Raw genomic sequence first — 20292 nt, 5'->3', positions numbered from 1 at the left:
CCGACATGCTAGAAACCGTCATCAAGCGCGAGCGCGACCTGGGCACGCCCGAACGCGTCTCGGAAAAAACCGTCACCCTGACCATCGACGGCCAGGAAATCAGCGTCGCCGAGGGCACATCCCTGATGCGCGCCGCCGCCGAGGCCGGCATCAACATCCCCAAGCTGTGCGCCACCGACAGCCTCGAGCCCTTCGGCTCGTGCCGGCTTTGCCTGGTGCAGATCGAAGGCCGCCGCGGTTATCCCGCGTCTTGCACCACGCCGGCCGAAAACGGCATGGTCGTCTACACCGAGACGCCCAAGCTGCACGACCTGCGCCGCGGCGTCATGGAGCTGTACATCTCGGACCACCCGCTGGACTGCCTGACCTGCCCCGCCAACGGCGATTGCGAACTGCAAGACATGGCGGGCGTGGTGGGCCTGCGCAACGTGCGTTACGGCTATGACGGCGCCAACCACCTGAAAGCCAAGACCGACGATTCCAACCCGTACTTCAGCTACGACGCGTCCAAGTGCATCGTCTGCAACCGCTGCGTGCGCGCCTGCGAAGAAACGCAGGGCACCTTTGCGCTGACGATCTCGGGCAAGGGCTTCGATTCCCGCGTGTCGCCGGGGCAGGACCAATCGTTCCTGGAAAGCGAGTGCGTGTCCTGCGGCGCCTGCGTGCAGGCCTGTCCGACCTCTACCCTGCAGGAAAAGACCGTCATCATGATGGGCCAGGCCGAGCACTCGGTCGTGACCACGTGCGCATACTGCGGCGTGGGCTGCGGGTTCAAGGCCGAAATGAAAGGCCAGGAAGTCGTGCGCATGGTGCCCTGGAAAGATGGCCAGGCCAACCGCGGGCATTCCTGCGTGAAGGGGCGGTTCGCCTGGGGCTACGCCACGCACAAGGAACGCGTGCTCAAGCCCATGATCCGCAAGCACATCACCGACTCCTGGAAGGAAGTGTCCTGGGACGAGGCCATCAATTACGCCGCGTCCGAATTCCGCCGCATCCAAAGCCAATACGGCCGCGATGCGGCCGGCGGCATTACGTCGTCGCGCTGCACCAACGAAGAGACCTGGCTGGTGCAGAAGCTGGTGCGCGCGGCGTTCGGCACCAATAACGTGGATACGTGCGCGCGGGTGTGCCATTCGCCCACCGGCTACGGCCTGAAGCAAACGCTGGGCGAATCCGCCGGCACGCAGACCTTCGACTCGGTCATGCACACCGACGTCGTCATCGTGATGGGCGCCAACCCCAGCAGCGGCCACCCGGTGTTCGCCTCACGGCTGAAGCGCCGGCTGCGCCAGGGCGCGCGCCTGATCGTGATCGATCCCCGCCGCATCGAACTGGTGAGTTCGCCGCACATCAAGGCCGACTTCCATCTGCAGGTGCGGCCCGGCACCAACACGGCGCTGCTGTCCTCGCTGGCCCACGTGATCGCCACCGAAGGGCTGATCGACGAAGCCTTCGTGGCCGAGCGCTGCGAAACGAAGGCGTTCAACGAATGGCGCGACTTTGTGTCGCTGCCCGAGAATTCGCCGGAAGCCATGGAAGAGATCACCGGCGTGCCGGCGCAGGCCGTGCGTGGCGCGGCGCGCCTGTTTGCCACCGGCGGCAACGGCTCCATCTATTACGGCCTGGGCGTGACCGAGCACAGCCAGGGCTCCACCACCGTGATGGGCATCGCCAATCTGGCGATGGCCACCGGCAACATCGGCCGCGAGGGCGTGGGCGTGAATCCGCTGCGCGGCCAGAACAACGTGCAGGGCTCGTGCGACATGGGCTCGTTCCCGCACGAACTGCCCGGCTACCGGCACATTTCGGACAACGTCGTGCGCGCGCAGTTCGAAAAGGACTGGGGCGTGACGCTGCAGCCCGAACCCGGCCTGCGCATTCCGAACATGTTCGAAGCGGCGCTGGCCGGCTCGTTCAAGGGCCTGTATTGCCAGGGCGAAGACATCGTGCAGTCCGACCCCAACACGCAGCACGTGGCGGCGTCGCTGGCGGCGATGGAGTGCATCGTGGTGCAGGACCTGTTCCTGAACGAAACCGCCAAGTACGCGCACGTGTTCCTGCCCGGTTCGTCCTTCCTGGAAAAGGACGGCACCTTCACCAATGCCGAACGCCGCATTTCCCGCGTGCGCAAAGTGATGGAGCCCAAGAACGGCAAGTCGGACTGGGAGGTGACGGTGGCGCTATCGAACGCCCTGGGCTACCCCATGAACTACAAGCACCCGCGCGAGATCATGGAAGAGATCGCCCGGCTGACGCCGACGTTCTCGGGCGTCAGCTACGACAAGCTGGACAAGCTGGGCAGCCTGCAGTGGCCGTGCAACGACGACGCGCCTGAAGGCACGCCCATCATGCACATCGACGCCTTCGTGCGCGGCAAGGGCAAGTTCATGATCACCAAGTACGTGCCCACCGATGAACGCAGCACGCGGCGCTTCCCGCTGCTGCTGACGACGGGACGCATCCTGTCCCAATACAACGTGGGCGCGCAGACACGGCGCACGCCCAACGTGATGTGGCATGGCGAGGACGTGCTGGAATTGCACCCGCAAGACGCCGAGGACCGTGGCGTGGCCGAAGGCGATTGGGTCGGCATCCAAAGCCGCGCGGGCGAAACCGTGCTGCGCGCCACGCTGACCGACCGGGTGCAGCCGGGCGTGGTATACACCACGTTCCACTTTCCCGAATCCGGCGCCAACGTCGTCACGACCGACGCCTCCGACTGGGCGACCAACTGCCCCGAATACAAGGTCACGGCCGTGCAGGTCACGCGTGTGTCCCAGCCTTCGGAATGGCAGCGCCAATGGTCGCGCTTTGCCGACATTCAGCAAAAACTGCTGCGCGAGCGATCGCGCGAAAGCGAAGCGGCGCTGACCGGGAAGTAACCCCTGCCGGCCACGACCGCCCTGGATGCCATGACCACGCCCCCGCCTTCCCGCCCCGACTGCACGCAGACCCAGGTCAAACGCGTGCGGGGCGGCGCCATCGCCGCCGCCGCCGAAACCGACTTCGTCGCCGAGGAAACCCCGGTGGCGCTGGAATTCAACGGTATCAGCCACGCGACCATGCTGGCCACGCCGGCAGACCTGGAAGACTTCGCCGTGGGCTTCGCCCTGTCCGAAGGCATCATCGACAGCGTCAGCGACGTGCGCGGCATCGACCTGCTGCCGCAATGCGACGGCATCGTGATCCAGCTGGAGATCTCCAGCGCCTGTGAAGTGCGGCTGAAATCGCGGCGACGCGCCATGGCCGGACGCACGGGCTGCGGCTTGTGCGGCGTGGAGACGCTGCCCGAGGTGCTGCGCCCGGTGGCGCCGGTCACCAACGGGTCGCCCGTGCGCATCCGATCCGTGCTGGCGGCCATGCGCGACATGCGCGCCCGCCAGGCACTGCACGACATCACCGGCGCGACCCATGCGGCGGGCTGGGCGGGCGCCGACGGCGTGGTCGCGCTGGTGCGCGAGGACGTGGGCCGCCACAACGCGCTGGACAAGCTGGTGGGCGCGCTGGCGCGCCAGGCCATGAATGCCGGCGACGGCATCGTGCTGGTATCCAGCCGGGCCAGCTTCGAAATGGTGCAGAAAACGGCCGCGGCCGGCGTGGCCGTGCTGGCAGCCGTATCCGCCCCCACCGCCTTGGCCATCCAGCTGGCGCAGGATGCCAACGTCAGCCTGGTGGGCTTCCTGCGCAACGACGACGCCACGCTTTATTCCCACCCCGACCGCCTCATCCCCTGAACCGGACCCCGACACGCAATGGAAATCGGCAACCTCATCCGCATGGCCAACCGCATCGGCCAATTCTTCGACGCCATGCCGGACCGGCACGAAGGGCTGGAAGGCGTGGCCAACCATATCCACAAGTTCTGGGAACCCCGCATGCGCAACGAGCTGCTGGGCTTTTTGGCGCAACGCCCCGACGGCAATGCCGGCGAAGAACAGCTGCATCCCCTGGTGCTGGACGCGGTCACGCAGAACCGCCAGCGCCTGACGCCGGCGCCCCGCGTGGGATAGGCGCGCGCAACCGCTTTACCGCAGTCAGTACTGCAGTGACGGATTCAAAAAGAAGCCGCGCCACCGTTGTATTTCCGGTCGGCGTGCTCGATAAAGCCGCACCCCTGAGGAGACAACATGGAAAGCACCGCCACACTGGACCTGCCTGGCGCAAGGCCGGGGTTTTTTGATAAAGAACGCACCATCGCCGGACCGGGATTCTCGCGCTGGCTGGTCCCGCCGGCCGCCTTGGCCATCCACCTGTGCATCGGCATGGCCTATGGCTTCTCGGTGTTCTGGATCCCCTTGTCCAAGATGGTGGGCGGGACCAAACCGCTGGCCTGCCCGGCCGATATGAGCCTGGCCGCCGAGCTGTTCACGACCAGCTGCGACTGGAAGATTTCCACGATGGGCTGGATGTACACCCTGTTCTTCGTGCTGCTGGGATGTTCCGCCGCGCTATGGGGCGGCTGGCTTGAACGCGCCGGCCCGCGCAAGGCGGGCGTGGTGTCGGCCTTGTGCTGGTGCGGCGGCCTGGTGATTTCGGCCATCGGCGTATACCTGCACCAGATGTGGATGCTGTGGCTGGGGTCCGGCGTCATCGGCGGCATCGGGCTGGGGCTGGGTTATATCTCGCCCGTCAGCACGCTCATCAAATGGTTTCCGGACCGCCGCGGCATGGCCACCGGCATGGCCATCATGGGCTTCGGCGGCGGCGCGATGATCGGCGCGCCGCTGGCCGACCTGCTGATGCGCCATTTCGCCACGCCGACCTCGCCGGGTGTCTGGCAAACCTTCCTGACCATGGCGGCGGTGTATTTCATCTTCATGATGTCCGGCGCGCTGGGCTACCGCGTGCCGCCGACGGGCTGGAAGCCCGAAGGCTGGAGCGCCCCCGCCAAGCAGGCCAACAATGCCATGATCACCAAGGGCCACGTCCACGTGAAGCGCGTCTGGGGCGTGCCGCAGTTCTGGCTGGTGTGGCTGGTTCTGTGCTTAAACGTGACGGCGGGCATCGGCATCCTGGGCATGGCCTCGCCCTTGCTGCAAGAAGTCTTCGGCGGGGGTCTGATCAACAAGCCGGAACTGGGCTTTGGCCAATTGGACAAGGATCAGCTGGCCGCCATCGCCGCCATCGCGGCAGGCTTTACCGGCTTGCTCAGCCTGTTCAACATCGGTGGCCGCTTCTTCTGGGCCAGCCTGTCCGACAAACTAGGCCGCAAGACAACCTATCTGATCTTCCTGGTGCTGGGCTTCGTCCTGTATTCCGCCATCCCCTGGACCGCGCATATCGGCGCATTGGCCCTGTTCGTGGCGGCCTTCTGCGTGATCCTGTCCATGTACGGAGGCGGTTTTGCCACGGTGCCGGCCTACCTGGCCGACCTGTTCGGCACGCAGATGGTGGGCGCCATCCATGGCCGCCTGCTGACGGCGTGGTCGGCGGCGGGCATCTTCGGGCCGGTGCTGGTTAACTACATCCGTGAATACCAGTTGTCGATCGGCGTGCCGCGCGCGCAGGTCTACGACATCACCATGTACATCCTGGCAGGCATGCTGGTGCTGGGCTTCCTGTGCAACCTGGCGATCCGCCCGGTCAACCCCAAGTACTTCATGACGGACGCCGAACTGGCGCATGAGAAGGCCTTGGCGCATGAACGCGCCGTTGCCGCCGAAACCCATGGCGTGGGCACCTCCACGTTCCGCACCCCCGCGGCGCTGGTGATGTTCGCCTGGGCCTGCGTGGGCATCCCGCTGGCCTGGGGCATCTGGATCACGCTGCAGAAAGCGGTCGTGCTGTTCCAGTAGAAGGCGGTCCGGCCGCCCGGCGCCCTGGGCCACCCAGGGCGCCGGGCAACGTCACAGGGCGCGAAACTGCTACATTGGCAGCCCGCGCCCTTTCTTTTTATCTCCTGCCCCATGATCCTGCCCCGTCCCCCCGTCTCTACCGGAGCGCCGCGTTGACCGCCCCTGAATTGCACTGGGAAGAAAATAGTGTCCCCCATTCCGCCCGCTGGCGCTCTGAAACCGGCGCGACGCCGCCCAAGCGCGTGGTGGTGGTGGATGACACCCTGACCGCGGACATGGCGTACCGCCAGGCCTGCGAAGGCGTGGGCCTGTTGTGGCGCGGCGACTTCCAGAACGCCCGCCTGCTGCTGCAAGCGATGACCCGGCGCGTGGACAAGCGTCCGCGCAAACCCGTGGAAACCTTGCTGGAAGCCTTCAACCAGCACCGCCAGATCCAGTCGCAGCGCGCCCGCATCCTGGGCATGCTGCTGATCCCGTTCGACGCCGGCCACGGTATTTCGCTGCGCCGCGCGCCCGACGCCCGGCAAGCCTGCGAAGAAGTCCACGGGCCGGCCGACGAGCCCTACGTGGCGTCGCTGCGCGAATTGCTGGGCCTGATCGGCGCCTTTGAATGGCGCAAGAAGGGCGTTGAGATTCCCGCCCTGAACAACCGCATCCACCCGCACTACGGCGTGTTTTCGCCGCTGCGCGGCGAATATGTTGAACTGGTGGCGAATACGCCGATGCCACGTGGCGGCGTCGCCTTCGATATCGGCACCGGCACCGGCGTCCTGGCCGCCGTGATCGCGCGCCGTGGCGGCAAGCGCGTCATCGGCACCGACCAGGACCCGCGCGCCCTGGCTTGCGCCCGCGAAAACCTGGAACGGCTGGGCCTGGCGAAACAGGTCGATATCGTCGAGGCCGACCTGTTCCCCGAAGGCCGCGTGTCGCTGATCGTCTGCAATCCGCCCTGGCTGCCCGCCCGCCCCAGCTCGCCCGTCGAGCATGCCGTGTACGACCCCGACAGCCGCATGCTGCGCGGGTTTCTCAACGGCCTGACCGAACACCTGACGCCCAACGGCGAAGGCTGGCTGATCCTGTCGGACTTGGCGGAACACCTGGGCCTGCGCACCCGTGAACAGCTGATGGAAATGATCCAGGCCGCCGGCTTGCGCGTCATTGAACGCATCGACACGCGCCCGACGCACGCCCGCGCCAAGGACCCGAGCGACCCGCTGTACGCAGCGCGCTCGAAGGAAGTCACGTCTTTGTGGAGATTGGGCGCCGCCGCCTGATCTTCGGCAAGGGCAACGCGCGGGTCGTCACAGCAGTGGCGCCCGCGCGGCGATGGGCTAGCGCCGCAGCGCTACCCGATCGCCAGCAAACCCACCAGCGCGCCGCCAAACAGCAGCCACAGCGGATGAATGCGCGTGGTGCTGGCCAACAACGCCACCACGGCGGTAATCGCCCCCAGCAGCCAGGTGTGCACCGAGGCCTCGGTGATCAGCGCGGCGCTGGCGGCGACCAGGCCCACGGTCATCGGGAAGATGCCCGCCTGGATCACACCGCGCCACGGGCGGTCTTTGAAGCGTTCCCACAAGCCCAGCGCCAGGATGGTGATCAGCGAGGACGGACCGAACTTGGCGATGGTGGTGACAAGCACGCCCCACCCGCCCGCCACATGCCAGCCGACCAGCGTGACCACCATCAGGTTGGGGCCGGGCGCCGCCTGGCCCAGAGCGAACAGCGCGGAAAAATCAGCCGCCGTCATCCAGCCGTGCACGTCCACGACCTGACGCTGCATTTCGGGCAGGATGGTGTTTCCACCGCCGAACGCCAGCACGGACAGCTGCGAGAAGATCAGGGCCAGCGAGATCAGGGTCTGGATCATCGACGTTGCCTCCAGACCAGCAGGATGCTCAATGGCGTCAGGACGGCCATCGTGGGCAACAGCGGGATGCGCAGCACCGCGATCGCCACGAAACAGACCGTGGCCACCACGCCTGCCAGCCAGTCGCGGCGCTTGACCACCGGCACGCCGATCTTCACCGCCATCGAAATCAGCAGCCCCGCCGCTGCGGCGGCCAGGCCGGCGAACAAATGCTGAATGTGCGGGTCGGCCTGAAACCGGTCGTACACCATGCCCAGCAGGATGACGATGGCGGACGGCGCCAGGATCAAGCCCATCAGCGCCGCGAACGCACCGCGCGGGCCGCGGAACTTCATGCCCAGCGCGACCGACAGATTGATGATGTTGCCGCCGGGCAGAAATTGGCACAGGCCCAGCAGATCGGTGAATTCCGGGCCGCTTAGCCAGCGGTGCTTTTCAACGACCATGCGGCGCGCCAGGGGCAACGCGCCGCCGAATGCCGTCAGGCCCAGCATGAGAAAACCGTAGAACAGTTGCCCGCAAGTGGGCGGAGGCGCAACAGCGGCCTCGGGGGTGGAAAGTGCTGCATTCATGTTGTTGTGGCCGGTCAACGACCGGTGGACGAAGGCTGGCGCGTCGCTGCGCCCATAGAGGAATAACGAGATGTCAGCCTACTCTTCGCGTCAGATAATGTCTAATATATGACTACCTAACCAATCATATTCACTGCATATGGCATCAGTCGATCTGCGTCTTCTGCGCTACTTCCTGGCCGTGGCCGAGGAATCCCACCTGACCAAGGCCGCCGCCCGGCTGGGCATCCGCCAACCGCCGCTTAGCCAGCAGATCCGCGTGCTGGAGCAAGAGTTGGGCGTGACGCTGTTCCACCGCTTGCCGCGCGGCATGGAGCTGACCGAAAGCGGCCGCGCCCTGGTCGACGATGCGCGCAACATCATCGCGCTGGTGGACCAGGCCGTGGACGGGGTGCGCCGTGTATCCCAAGGCGAAGCCGGCCGGCTGACGGTCGGCTTCACCGGATCGGCGGCGTTCCATCCCTTCGTGCCATCGGTCATCCGGCGCTTTCGCGAAAGCGCGCCGAACGTCCGATTGGTGCTTGAGGAAAGCAGCACGGGCGAACTGCGCGAAGCCGTCAGCGAAGGCCGCGTGGACGTGGCGTTCATCCGGGGCGCGTATGGCCCCGGCCCCGGCGTGATCGAGGAAACCGTGCTGGAAGAAACCATGCTGGCGGCGTTTCCGGCCGACCACCCGGCGGTCAAGGGCCGCACGCGCCGTCACATCGCGCTATCCGAACTGGCCGAGGAATCGCTGATCCTGTATCGGCGTCACAGCGGCCCCGGGCTGTACGACGCCATCATCACGGCGTGCAGCGCGTCGGGCTTCAGCCCCCGCATCGCGCAGGAGGCGCCGCGCATGCTGTCCACGCTGAGCCTGGTGGCGGCCGGGCTGGGCGTGTCGCTGGTGCCCGCCTCGCTGCGCCGCGTGAACATCGAAGGCGTGGTGTACGTCAGCGTGAAAGAGCCGGTTGAACTGCGTGCCCCGCTGAACCTGATCTGGCGCGACGCGCCCCAGTCCGGCGCCACCCGCAAGCTGATCGAGGAAGTGCGCCGCCACCGCGCCGAAGCGGCCCCGCTAGCCTCGTAACCCGCTCTGGCGCCATGGCGCGGCGCTACACTGCCCGACGTCGTTGTCCGACGCCCGTACCCGACGTCCATTCCGACTTCCCTGCCCACCCAAACAGCCCGCCCGTATTTCGACCATGTTTCCCGAATCCCCTATCGGCGTGTATGACTCCGGCGTTGGCGGCCTGAGCGTGTTGCGCGCGATTCGCGACGTCTTGCCCCATGAATCGCTGCTGTACGTGGCCGACTCCGCCCATGTGCCCTATGGCGAAAAGACGCAAGCGTTCGTCGAACAGCGCGCGCATGCGCTGACGGACTACTTCGTCTCACGCCAGGCGAAAGCCGTGGTGGTGGCCTGCAATACCGCCACCGCTGCGGCCATCGCCCAGTTGCGGCGCCGCCATCCCGACCTAATCATCATCGGCGTCGAGCCCGCCATCAAGCCCGCCGCCCACCTGACGCACAGCGGCGTCGTGGGCGTGTTCGCCACCACCGGCACGCTGGCCAGCCCCAAGTTCGCCGCGCTGGTCCAGCGCGAAGCCCCCGAAGTGCGCATCCTGTTGCGGCCCTGCCCGGAATGGGTCGGGCTGGTGGAACAAGGCGAACTTAGCGGCCCGCGCGTCGATGCCGCCGTGCGCGCGCCCGTGGCCGAATTGCGTGCCGCCGGCGCCGACGTGCTGGTGCTGGGCTGCACCCACTTTCCGTTCCTGCGCGACGCGATCCAGGCGGCGGCCGGCCCCGGCGTGCCGCTGTTGGAAACCGGATCGCCCGTGGCCCGCTGGCTTCGGCACCAATTGCAAGAGCGCGGCCTGCTACGCGGGGCAAGCGCGGGCGAAATACGCCTGGAGACCACTGGTAGCGCCCCGGCGCTGGCGACGCTGGCCAGCCGCTTGCTGGGCGCGCCGATGGATGCGGGATCCACGCCGGAACGCTGGCGCTGACCAGCTGGCCGGCCACGCGCGGCAATCGCGCGCGACCGGCTTGATCCCGCGCATCGCGCAGACGCCAATACGGGCGAATAATTGGAATACAGTAGGGCAATCCGCCTTTCGCGGCTCGCACACAATAAGGAGACGACAATGAAGCGCATCCTGATCCCCGTAGACGGCTCGCAACCCGCCATCCATGCCGTACAAGCCATGTTGGCCGCCCGCGCCTACGACCCGGTCGAACGGGTCGATCTGCTAAGCGTCCAGATTCCGCTGAAATCCGGCAAGATCGGCCGTGGCCTGTCGCAGGCCGAGATTGACGCGTATTACCAGGACGAGGGCCGCGCCGCATTGCAGGAAGCCAGCGGCTTGCTGTCAAAGGCTGGCGTGCCCTTCGAAGCCCGCGTCGAAATCGGCGCTGCCGCCGACACCATCGCCCGCATCGCCGACGAAACCGGCGCCGACGAAATCTACATGGGTTCACGCGGGCTGGGTTCGGTGTCGTCGCTGTTCATGGGGTCCGTCGCCACCCGCGTCCTGCACCTGACGGAATTGCCCGTCACGTTGGTCAAGTAACGCATCAAGGAGCATCCATGCTGAACATCCTGGTCCCCGTCGACGGCTCCGACAATGCCAACCGCGCCGTGCTGCACGCCCGCCAACTCGCCGCAGGCGCCAACGCCGCGCGCATCCACCTGATCAACGTCCAGACGCCCACGCAAGGGCGCGCGGGCCTGTCGCGCCTGATCACGCAAGACATGATCAACGAGTTCTACGCACGCGAAGGCCAAGAAGCCGCCAGCGAAGCGCGCCAGCTTCTGGACGCGGCTGGCGTGGACTACACCAGCCATGTCGCATTCGGCCACGCCGCCACCGAAATCGCCGGCTATGCCCGCGATCACGGCTGCGCCCGCATCGTGATGGGCACGCGCGGCAACGGCACCCTGGCCAACATCCTGATTGGCTCGGTCGCCAATCAGGTGCTGCAGTTGGCGGAGGTGCCGGTCACGCTGGTGAAGTAAAGCGCCAGGGCGGCGCTCAGGCGGCGGGCAGCCATAACGACACCCGCAGCCCGCCCAGCGGCGAGCGTCCGGCGCGGACCTCGCCGCCGTAGGTGCCGGCCAGGTCGCGCACGATATCCAGGCCCAGGCCCGAACCGGGCAATTGCTCGTCCATGCGCACGCCGCGCAGGAAAATGCGTTCGCGCTCGTGGTCCTCGATGCCCGGGCCATCGTCGTCGATATGCAGCAGCAAACGCCCCGACTCTGCCGGTTCGGCGGTGATGCGTACTTCGCCTGCCGCCCATTTGCAGGCGTTGTCCAGCAGGTTGCCCAGGATCTCTTGCAGGTCTTGCTGCTGGCCCCGGAAAACCAGGTCCGGGGAAATTCCCACGATCCCGATGCGCAGTCCACGGTCCGCGTACAAGCGCTGCATGACGCGCACCAGCCCCTGCACCGCGTCTTGCAACGGCGCACGGCCGTCGGCGGCGCCCGACGCCGCCGCCGCCCGCGCACGGGCCAGGTGATAGTCGATCTGCCGGTTCGCCATTCCCACCTGTTCTTCTACCAAACCCGCCGGCACGGTGCCCTCGTGGGCGGCCGCGTTGGCCAGGATGGTCAGGGGCGTCTTGACCGCATGGGCCAGATTGCCGGCCTGCGTCCGGGCGCGCTGCACGATCTGGGCGTTCATCGCCAGCGCCTTGTTGAAGTCATCGACCAGCGGTTGGATTTCACTGGGGAAACGGCCTTCGATATGACTGCTGCCGCCGGCGTTTTGCTTTGCCAGCTGGCGCCGCAAGCGCGCCAGCGGCCGCAAGCCGACCACGACCTGGACCACCGCGGCCGCCGTCAAACCGGCCGCAAGCGCGCCCAGGGCAACGGCCAGCATGTGGTTGAAACGGCCGATGGGTTCGGCCAGCACGCGGCGGTCGGCCGCCACCACCAGGCGCAGCGGCGCCGCGTCCTCTTCGGCGGGTTTCAGGATCCGCGCCACCGCCTGGAGCGGACGTCCGGCAGGCCCGTCGATGTCGTAGGCCTGGTCGCCGGCCGTGGCGGCGTGTTCCAAAGCCGCCGGCGTTTCGAGCGTCTGGTCCCACAACGAGCGTGAGCGCGCCGCGCCGATCAGCGCCGGCCGGCCGGCGTCGGCCAACCGGTCGACTTGCCAATACAGGCCGGACAGCGGCTGCTCCAGCCGCGGATCGTTCGGCGGCGGATCCACCCGCGGACGGCCATCCACGCCGGGGTTGACCGCCGCCGTCAGCTGATTCAGGTGCAAGGTCAGCTCGGCCTGCAGCTGCTGGGTGATGTGCTGGCGGAACAGGCTGGCCAGCCCCCAGCCGGCCAAGGCCACGGACACGAGGATCCAGGCCAGGGTGCCGGCCAGCAGCCGCAGCCGCAGCGAACCCAGCATGCCCGCGCGCGCCGCCTTCATCCCTGCGCCGCCAGCCGGTAGCCCAGCCCGCGCACGGTTTCGATGGTGTCGGGCGGCAGCTTCTTGCGCAAGCGTCCGATGAATACATCGATGGTGTTGGAGTCACGGTCGAAATCCTGCGCGTAGATGTGCTCAACCAGCTCGGTGCGCGACACGACGTTGCCCGCGCGCTGCATCAGCACCGACAGCACCTTGAATTCGTGGCTGGTCAAGGTCAGGGCTTGGCCGTCGATCGTGACCTTGGCCTGACGCGTGTCCAGCATCAGCGGACCGCAACGCCACTGCGCGCTGGCATGCGCCGTACTGCGCCGCAACAGCGCGCGCACCCGCGCCAGCAGTTCTTCCATGTGGAAGGGTTTGGTCAGGTAGTCGTCCGCGCCGGCGTCGATACCGGCCACTTTCTCGTGCCAGTTGTCGCGCGCCGTCAGGATCAGCACCGGCATGTTGCGCTGGGCGGCGCGCCACAGCTTAAGCACGGTCAGCCCGTCCATGATGGGCAGCCCCAGGTCCAGCACCACGGCGTCGAACGCTTCCACGTCGCCCAGGAAACGCGCTGACTCCCCGTCGCCGGACAGGTCCACGGTATAGCCTGCCCCGCGCAGCGCATCGGCCAGTTGACCGGCCAGCGTGGGTTCGTCTTCCACCACGAGTATGCGCATCAGTCCTTGTCCTTGAATTTGATGTCTCGGCCCTTCACGGCCAGCAGTGCGCCGTCGCGCGCGTCGATCTTCAGCTTCAGGATGCCTCCGCCGCTTTGCAGCACCCGGATCTCGTAGATGAATTCGTCGTCGTCCTCGTCGAACTCGACCTTGACGACCTGCCCGGGGAAATCGCGTTCGACAATATCCAGCACCGCGCCCAACGGCAATACCTTGCCGGCTTCCAATGCCTGGCGGGCGCGCTCGTGATCGTTATCGCTGGCCAGTCCGCTGACCGGCCCGGCAATCAGCGCAAGCGCCAGCACGCCGCTGGACAACAGGATGCCGCTGCGTTTGGGCTTGGTTGAAAAGAACTGCCGCAATGCCGGGCCTCTTGAAAAAATAGGGGGATGGATCGCCTTTTATACCGCGTCGAGCATGAACCGGGCATGAACAGCGGCTTCAGAAAAGGTTCATGCGCCAACCCGAATAATGATCCCAAGGTCGCAACAACGGCCTGCATTTTCGCTTCATTCCCCCCGTTCAAATCAGGAGTTATTCATCATGACGCGTATTCAAAACACCCTGGCTGCCCTGGCAATCGGCGCATCCGCCCTGGTCGCGGGCACCACGGCCCACGCTCAGGCCGCGCCCGCCGCAACGCCGGCGGCCACCGCGCCGGCCGCAGTCTCGCCCGCCGCGCCGATGCTGACGATCCGCCAGGTCTACGACAAGATGGAAGCGGCCGGCTACCGCAATATTTCCGAGATCGAGCGCTCCAGCAAGCACGGCTACGAGGTCAAGGCGTATGACCCGCAAGGCCAGCGCGTGAAACTGTATGTCGATCCGCAATCGGGCGCCGTCACGCGCAGCCGCTTCGACGACTGAATGCGCGCGGCGGGCAGGCGGTATGGGTATGATGGAACGCGTAGATAGCCCTGGAGCCGCACCATGCCCGTCCCGCGTATCCTGGCGGCAGCCAGCCTGACCTTGACGCTGGCCGCCTTGAGCGCCTGCGGCGAAATCGCCACCCTGCCCGTCGAAGCGGGCATGGGGCCGACGCCGAAGCTGCCCCCTCCCAACACCACCGTGATCCCCACCGTCAACACGGCGAAGGCCGTCGGCTGGATCGCGGGCGCGCAGCCCGTGGCGGCGGCCGGCCTGGCGGTCAACGCGTTTGCCAGCGGGCTGGACCATCCCCGCTGGCTGCATGTGCTGCCCAATGGTGACGTACTGGTCGCCGAGACCAACGCGCCGCCCAAACCCGAAGGCGCTTCCGGCGGACTGAAAGCGTGGGCCGCCGGCATCGTCATGAAACGCGCCGGCGCCCGCACGCCCAGCGCCAGCCGCATCACCTTGCTGCGCGACGCCGACCACGATGGCATCGCGGAGACCCGCAGCGTGTTGCTGCAGGGCTTGAACTCGCCCTTCGGCATGGCGTTGGTGGGCAATCAGCTATACGTCGCCAACGCCGACGCCGTCCTGCGCTTTCCTTACGAATCCGGGCAAATGCAAATCCAGGCGCCGGGCGTGAAAGTCACGGACTTGCCTGCCGGCATCAATCACCACTGGACCAAGAACCTGATCGCCAGCCCCGACGGCCGCAAGCTGTACGTGTCCGTGGGGTCCAACAGCAACGTCGCGGAAAGCGGCATGGAGATCGAAGAGGGTCGCGCCGCCATCTGGGAAATCGACGTGGCAAGCGGCGCCAAGCGCCTGTACGCCACCGGCCTGCGCAACCCGGTCGGCATGGCCTGGGCGCCCGACGGCAAGACCCTGTGGACCGCCGTGAATGAACGTGACGAACTGGGCAGCGATCTGGTGCCCGACTACATGACGTCCGTGCGCGACGGCGGCTTCTATGGTTGGCCGTACAGCTACTTCGGACAGCACGTCGACACGCGCGTCACGCCGCCCCGGCCCGACCTGGTGGCACGCGCCATCGTGCCCGACTATGCCCTGGGCCCGCACACCGCGTCGCTGGGGCTGGCCTGGTCGGGCCATGCCAGGCTGCCCGCGCCCTACGCGGGCGGCATGTTCGTGGGCCAGCATGGCTCATGGAACCGCGACCCGCGCAGCGGCTACAAGGTCATCTTCGTGCCGTTCTCGGGCGGCGCGCCCGACGGCGAGGCACGCGACGTGCTGACGGGCTTCCTGAATGAAAGTGGGCAGGCGCAAGGCCGTCCCGTGGGCGTCGCCGTGGACGGCCAGGGCGACCTGTTGGTGGCCGACGACGTGGGCAATGTGATCTGGCGCATCAGCCCCAAACCGTGACGTTTTTCGGCAGGCGGCGCAACGCAATGGACGCCGCTTGCGTTCGGTCAAACCCGCCGCGAGTGACGCCGCGCATTCTGGCGTACAGTAGGGCCAGAATGTCGTATCGCCGGTTCCCGCGCGCTGCGCTGGCCCGGAAATTTCCGCTCCCCTCGAAATATTGGAGGCATGAATATGGTGTTCAAGAAACTCTGCGTCGCGGCGGTCCTCGCTGTCGCATCCGCCCCGGTCCTGGCCGCCGAGTGCTCGATCGATATCGCTGGCAATGACCAGATGCAGTTCGACAAGAAGGAAATCACGGTCAGCAAGAGCTGCAAGCAGTTCACCGTGAATCTTAAGCACCCCGGCACCCTGGCCAAGAACGTCATGGGCCATAACTGGGTCCTGACCACCACGGCCGACATGCAGGGCGCCGTGAACGACGGCATGGCCGCCGGGCTGGACAACGATTACGTCAAGAAAGGCGACGCCCGCGTCATCGCCCACACCAAGGTCATCGGCGGCGGCCAGACGGATTCCGTCACGTTCGACGTCAGCAAGCTTGCCGCTGGCACCGACTACACCTACTTCTGCTCGTTCCCCGGCCATTTCGCGCTGATGAAGGGCACGCTGAAGCTGGTCGACTGACCCCCTGTGGGGCGGCATGCCGCCGCTTGCCTGCACGGGCTCCACGCCCCTGCGGCCAACGCGGGAACCTGCCCGCGCCGCCATCCTCCCTCCTACAATGGCCCATCCTCGACAACGCAAAGGAGCGGGCATGAGCACGGAAAAGGTAGCGATCGTGACGGCGGGCGGCAGCGGCATGGGCGCGGCGGCGGCGCGCAAACTTTCGGACGACGGCTATCGCGTGGCCATCTTGTCTTCATCGGGCAAGGGCGAGGCCCTGGCGCAGGAATTGGGCGGACTGGGCGTCACCGGATCCAACCGTTCTCCTGAAGACCTGGCCCGCCTGGTGGAAACCACCCTGCAGAAATGGGGCCGCGTGGACGCCGTGGTCAACAGCGCCGGCCACGGCCCGAAAGGCCCCCTGCTGGAGATCAGCGACGACGACTGGCACCTGGGCATGGAGTTCTACCTGCTGAACGTGGTGCGCATCACGCGCCTGGTCGCGCCGGTGATGAAGCAGCAGAAGTCGGGCGCCATCGTCAACATTTCCACTTACGCCACCTTCGAGCCGGAAGCGCTGTTTCCGACGTCCGGGGTGTTCCGCGCCGGCCTGGCGGCCTTCACCAAGGTGTTCTCGGACGAGTACGCCGAACACAACGTGCGGATGAACAACGTGCTGCCCGGCTTTATCGACAGCCTGCCCGAAAAGGATGACCGCCGCGTGCGCATCCCCATGGGCCGCTACGGCACCGCTGAAGAAGTGGCGGACCTGATCGCCTTCCTGGCGTCCGACGCGTCGTCCTACATCACCGGCCAGAACATCCGCATCGACGGGGGCATCACGCGCTCGGTCTGAGCCTCATGCTTTTGGACTAAGCCTCTCGTCCGAATGACGGTATTGAAGCCCGCCCGGCGCTTTTAGTACCGTAGGTTTTCGCATTGGACGAGAGGCTTGCGATGACGGTTACTCCAGGCCAGGCGTCGCGCTTCCTTGCGCAAGCCACCTTCGGGCCCACGCCGCCCCAGATCGACGCCGTGGTGCGCGACGGGTACGCGGCGTGGCTGGACGCGCAATTGGCGATGCCGCCTTCGCAGACCCATTTCGATTGGTTGCTGCAACAACGAAAGAACACCGACGCCTTCAAGGGCAACGGCATCAACGCGCCCCTGGAATCGACGCTGTGGCGCAAGTTCATCAGCGCCGAAGACCAGGTGCGCACGCGCGTCGCTTTCGCGCTGTCCGAGATCTTCGTCGTGGGGGTGCAGTCCATCACGGCGTCCTGGCCGCTGTTCGGCGCCGCCGGCTTCATGGACCTGTTGGCCGAGCATGCACTGGGCAATTATCAAGCCCTGCTGACCGCCGTCACCAAGAACCTGTCGATGGGCTGCATGCTGACCTATCGCGGCAATCGCAAGGAAGACCCCAAGACCGGACGCCATCCCGACGAGAACTACGCGCGCGAAGTCATGCAGCTGTTCAGCATCGGCCTGCTGCAACTTGAGCCGGACGGCACGGTCCGGCAGGTAAACGGCGCGCCGGTCGAAACGTACACCAACGCCGACGTGCAGGGGCTGGCCAAGGTGTTCACGGGATGGGACATCAATGGGCCGGAAACCGATGTGGAATTCCACCGGCGGCCGATGGCGCTGAACAACGCGCTGCACTCGATGGCGGAAAAACGATTTTTGGGCACGGTGATCCCGCCGGGCACCGACGGGCACCTGTCGTTAAAACGCGCCATGGACGTCATTTGCGCGCATCCGAACGTGGGGCCCTTCATCGGCATGCAGCTGATCCAGCGGCTGGTGACCAGCAACCCCAGCCCCGCCTATGTCCGCCGCGTGTCCGCCGCATTCGACGACGATGGCCAAGGGGTGCGGGGCAACTTGAAAGCGGTGGTGCGCGCCATCCTGCTGGACCCTGAAGCGCGGAACCCCGACCTGGACGATCCGGGATGGGGCAAGGTGCGCGAACCCATCTTGCGCTTTTCCGGATGGGCGCGGGCCTTTGGCGCCACGTCCACCAACGGCGCCTGGGCCATGCCGGACACGACGGACAACACGATACGGCTGGCGCAGAGCCCCATGCGGTCCGCCACCGTCTTCAACTTCTTCCGCCCTCGATATACGCCGCCCGTGACCGAGCTGGCCCGCCGGCACCTGGTGGCGCCAGAGCTGCAAATCACGGATGAGACCAGCATCGCGGGCTACCTGAATTTTCTAGCCATTTATGCCGACCGCGGCTGGGAAGACCTGCAGACCACATACGCGCCGGAAATCGCGCTGGCGCATGATCCGCGGGCGCTGGTCGCACGCGTGACGCTGCTGCTGGCGGGCGACGCATTCAGCGCGCAAACGGCCGACGCCATCGCGCAGGCGGTGGCCACCCTGCCCGCCAGCCGTCCGCGCGACCGGGTGCGGGCCGCCATCCTGCTTGTTGCCGCCACCCCTGAATATCTGGTGCAGAAATGACGCGATCCCACGATGCCGACCGCCGAGCCTTTCTATTGCGCGCCTGCGCGCTGGGCGCCACGGGCGCCGCCGCGCCGCTGGCCTTGAATCTGGCGGCGCTGGGCGCGGCCGCCGCGCAATCGGCGCCCCCCTCGTACAAGGCGCTGGTCTGCGTGTTCCTGTACGGCGGCAACGACCCCTACAACACGGTGGTGCCCTTCGACACCGCCGCGTATCGCGCCTATGCCGCTGCCCGAGGGGATATCGCCCTGCCTCGCGACGCCCTGCGCGCCACGGCCCTGCGCGGCAAGACGCCCGCCGCGGGCGGCGCCCAATTTGCCCTGGCGCCCGCCTTGGCGCCGTTGGCACCGCTGTATGAAGACGGCCGGATGGCGATCGTGCTGAACGTGGGCCCGCTGATGGCGCCGACGACCAAGGCGGATTACGTCGGCGCCCGCGTGCCGCTGCCGCCCAAGCTGTTCTCTCATAATGACCAGCAGTCGTATTGGCAGGCGCTGGCGCCCGAAGGCGCGGCATCGGGTTGGGGCGGCCGCTTGACGGATCTGTTCGCCGGCGCCAATGCGCAGCGCACGTTCACCGGCATCACGGCCGGCGGCAGCACCGTGCTGCTGGCCGGCCGCAAGGTCGCGGGCTATCGGGTGGGCATCAACGGATCGACGCCGATCGAGCTGCTGTACCGCGACATGTACGGCTCCAGCGCGTGCACCGCCCTGTTGCGCCGGCTGATCACGCAACCGCGCGAGCATCTGATGGAGCGCGAGCTGTCGCGCATCGCCGCGCAGTCGATCAACGCCGACACGCAATTGCGCGCCGCGCTGGCCGATGTGGCGGTGCCGGGGGATTTCAATTCGCCGTTGGCGCAGCAATTGAAGATCGTGGCGCGCGTCATCGGGGCAAGGCAGGCGCTGGGGGCTCGCCGCCAGGTGTTCTTCGTGTCCCAGAATGGCTACGACAACCATACGGGACTGAACGACACGCACCCCGCCCTGCTGCGCGAACTGGGGCAGTCGTTGGCGGTGTTCCAACAGGCGCTGTCATCGCTGGGCGTGGCGGACCAGGTGACGACGTTCACGGCATCCGAGTTCGGCCGCACGCTGGGTTCCAACGGCAACGGCTCGGACCACGGTTGGGGCTCGCATCATCTGGTGCTGGGCGGCGCGGTCAACGGGGGCCGCTATTACGGCAGCCATCCCGAGATCGCGTTGGACGGTCCCGGGTTTGTCGACAACGGACGATTGTTGCCGACGCTGGCGGTGGACCAGTTGGGCGCATCGCTGGGCGCCTGGTTCGGCGCCAGCCGCGACGAATTGGGCCTGGTGTTTCCCAACCTGAGGCGTTTCGACGCGGACGCGCTGAACGTCATGCGAGCGTGAGCGCGGCAGAATGGGGGCTTGATGGGTTGCGCGCGCTTGATATCGGCGTGCTGGCCGGAAAAGTCTCGCGCTCCACCCATCCTACGAGCTCGCCGCGTTGAGTTGGATGGGTGGAGCGATAGCGTTGAGTTGTAGGATGGGTGGAGCGCGCGATCATCCGAAGAAGAATGCTGACCTACCACGCGCGCAACCCATGCTGACCTACCGCCCGTGTACGGACCGGGGACATGGGTAACAGGTGTTCGGAGACATAGGTAACACTTCTAGCATCACGGTATGGCCGTTT

General features: G+C 66.6%; 20 protein-coding genes. 15 read left to right on the top strand and 5 right to left on the bottom strand.

Translation table 11 applies throughout. The features are described from left to right. The first annotated feature begins 5 nt into the window (after positions 1 to 5). From fdhF to ACI0FO_RS28535, 5 genes are all read left to right on the top strand, one after another. On the top strand, positions 6 to 2882 hold the full coding sequence (gene fdhF / locus ACI0FO_RS28555; RefSeq protein WP_416031959.1) for a formate dehydrogenase subunit alpha: 2877 nt from the start codon (positions 6 to 8) through the stop codon (positions 2880 to 2882). A 30-nt stretch (positions 2883 to 2912) separates the two neighbouring features. Beyond that, complete coding sequence (fdhD, locus tag ACI0FO_RS28550) at positions 2913 to 3734, top strand: formate dehydrogenase accessory sulfurtransferase FdhD (RefSeq protein WP_416031958.1); 822 nt, start codon at positions 2913 to 2915, stop codon at positions 3732 to 3734. A gap of 18 nt (positions 3735 to 3752) precedes the next feature. Then, positions 3753 to 4010: a formate dehydrogenase subunit delta gene (locus ACI0FO_RS28545; protein ID WP_416031957.1), complete on the top strand. Its 258-nt coding sequence runs from the start codon at positions 3753 to 3755 to the stop codon at positions 4008 to 4010. Positions 4011 to 4127: 117 nt separating this feature from the next. After that, entirely contained in the window at positions 4128 to 5795 is a 1668-nt protein-coding gene (locus ACI0FO_RS28540; protein WP_416031956.1) for an OFA family MFS transporter, read from the top strand. A gap of 152 nt (positions 5796 to 5947) precedes the next feature. Then, a complete protein-coding gene (locus tag ACI0FO_RS28535) occupies positions 5948 to 7069 on the top strand; it encodes a methyltransferase (RefSeq protein WP_105558371.1) in 1122 nt (373 codons plus the stop codon). 71 nt (positions 7070 to 7140) lie between these two features. Here ACI0FO_RS28535 and ACI0FO_RS28530 read toward each other — a convergent pair whose 3' ends face one another. Together ACI0FO_RS28530 and ACI0FO_RS28525 are read right to left on the bottom strand one after the other, a co-directional pair. Then, the gene (locus tag ACI0FO_RS28530; RefSeq protein ID WP_310031031.1) at positions 7141 to 7665 is read right to left on the bottom strand and encodes a chromate transporter; all 525 of its coding nucleotides are present in this window, start codon (positions 7663 to 7665) and stop codon (positions 7141 to 7143) included. Continuing rightward, complete coding sequence (locus ACI0FO_RS28525; RefSeq protein ID WP_416031955.1) at positions 7662 to 8237, bottom strand: chromate transporter; 576 nt, start codon at positions 8235 to 8237, stop codon at positions 7662 to 7664. Before ACI0FO_RS28525 ends, ACI0FO_RS28530 begins: the two co-directional genes overlap by 4 nt. A 139-nt stretch (positions 8238 to 8376) precedes the next feature. Here ACI0FO_RS28525 and ACI0FO_RS28520 point away from each other — a divergent pair, with 139 nt between their 5' ends. The 4 genes from ACI0FO_RS28520 to ACI0FO_RS28505 all read left to right on the top strand — a co-directional run bounded on the left by ACI0FO_RS28520 (position 8377) and on the right by ACI0FO_RS28505 (position 11235). Then, complete coding sequence (locus ACI0FO_RS28520; protein WP_416031954.1) at positions 8377 to 9306, top strand: LysR family transcriptional regulator; 930 nt, start codon at positions 8377 to 8379, stop codon at positions 9304 to 9306. A 115-nt stretch (positions 9307 to 9421) separates the two neighbouring features. Beyond that, on the top strand, positions 9422 to 10225 hold the full coding sequence (gene murI / locus ACI0FO_RS28515; RefSeq protein ID WP_416031953.1) for a glutamate racemase: 804 nt from the start codon (positions 9422 to 9424) through the stop codon (positions 10223 to 10225). Positions 10226 to 10363: 138 nt separating this feature from the next. After that, on the top strand, positions 10364 to 10789 hold the full coding sequence (locus ACI0FO_RS28510) for a universal stress protein (RefSeq protein WP_105558367.1): 426 nt from the start codon (positions 10364 to 10366) through the stop codon (positions 10787 to 10789). Positions 10790 to 10806: 17 nt separating this feature from the next. Continuing rightward, positions 10807 to 11235 carry a universal stress protein gene (locus ACI0FO_RS28505; protein WP_416031952.1) on the top strand — a complete coding sequence of 143 codons (429 nt, stop codon included), beginning with the start codon at positions 10807 to 10809 and terminating at the stop codon, positions 11233 to 11235. A 16-nt stretch (positions 11236 to 11251) separates the two neighbouring features. Here ACI0FO_RS28505 and ACI0FO_RS28500 read toward each other — a convergent pair whose 3' ends face one another. The 3 genes from ACI0FO_RS28500 to ACI0FO_RS28490 are packed head-to-tail and all read right to left on the bottom strand — an operon-like array spanning position 11252 to position 13664. Further along, positions 11252 to 12643: a sensor histidine kinase gene (locus tag ACI0FO_RS28500; RefSeq protein WP_416031951.1), complete on the bottom strand. Its 1392-nt coding sequence runs from the start codon at positions 12641 to 12643 to the stop codon at positions 11252 to 11254. Next, a complete protein-coding gene (locus ACI0FO_RS28495) occupies positions 12640 to 13302 on the bottom strand; it encodes a response regulator transcription factor (RefSeq protein WP_416031950.1) in 663 nt (220 codons plus the stop codon). Before ACI0FO_RS28495 ends, ACI0FO_RS28500 begins: the two co-directional genes overlap by 4 nt. Then, positions 13302 to 13664 (bottom strand): PepSY domain-containing protein, encoded by a 363-nt coding sequence (locus ACI0FO_RS28490; protein ID WP_416031949.1) that lies wholly within the window; start codon positions 13662 to 13664, stop codon positions 13302 to 13304. The genes ACI0FO_RS28495 and ACI0FO_RS28490 overlap by 1 nt, the downstream gene beginning before the upstream one ends. Before the next feature lie 181 nt (positions 13665 to 13845). Between ACI0FO_RS28490 and ACI0FO_RS28485 the strand changes: the two genes are divergently transcribed. The 6 genes from ACI0FO_RS28485 (at position 13846) to ACI0FO_RS28460 (ending at position 20006) form a co-directional block, all read left to right on the top strand. Beyond that, positions 13846 to 14169, top strand: coding sequence for a PepSY domain-containing protein (locus ACI0FO_RS28485; protein ID WP_416031948.1), 324 nt, complete (start codon positions 13846 to 13848; stop codon positions 14167 to 14169). Between the two features lie 63 nt (positions 14170 to 14232). Next, positions 14233 to 15555, top strand: a complete 1323-nt coding sequence (locus tag ACI0FO_RS28480; protein ID WP_416031947.1) for a PQQ-dependent sugar dehydrogenase — start codon at positions 14233 to 14235, stop codon at positions 15553 to 15555. Positions 15556 to 15729: 174 nt separating this feature from the next. Next, positions 15730 to 16182: an azurin gene (gene azu, locus ACI0FO_RS28475; RefSeq protein WP_416031946.1), complete on the top strand. Its 453-nt coding sequence runs from the start codon at positions 15730 to 15732 to the stop codon at positions 16180 to 16182. Positions 16183 to 16312: 130 nt separating this feature from the next. Then, positions 16313 to 17017 (top strand): SDR family oxidoreductase, encoded by a 705-nt coding sequence (locus ACI0FO_RS28470; RefSeq protein WP_416031945.1) that lies wholly within the window; start codon positions 16313 to 16315, stop codon positions 17015 to 17017. A 101-nt stretch (positions 17018 to 17118) separates the two neighbouring features. Then, positions 17119 to 18633, top strand: coding sequence for a DUF1800 domain-containing protein (locus tag ACI0FO_RS28465; protein ID WP_416031944.1), 1515 nt, complete (start codon positions 17119 to 17121; stop codon positions 18631 to 18633). Beyond that, a complete protein-coding gene (locus ACI0FO_RS28460; RefSeq protein WP_416031943.1) occupies positions 18630 to 20006 on the top strand; it encodes a DUF1501 domain-containing protein in 1377 nt (458 codons plus the stop codon). The genes ACI0FO_RS28465 and ACI0FO_RS28460 overlap by 4 nt, the downstream gene beginning before the upstream one ends. Positions 20007 to 20292: the final 286 nt, after the last annotated feature.

Origin of the sequence: Achromobacter marplatensis, assembly GCF_049060505.1 — a bacterium.
In the GTDB taxonomy this organism is placed as follows: domain Bacteria; phylum Pseudomonadota; class Gammaproteobacteria; order Burkholderiales; family Burkholderiaceae_B; genus Achromobacter; species Achromobacter marplatensis_A.
The sequence above is the reverse complement of the archived record's forward strand: the minus strand, read 5'-3'. Positions and strand labels throughout refer to the sequence as shown.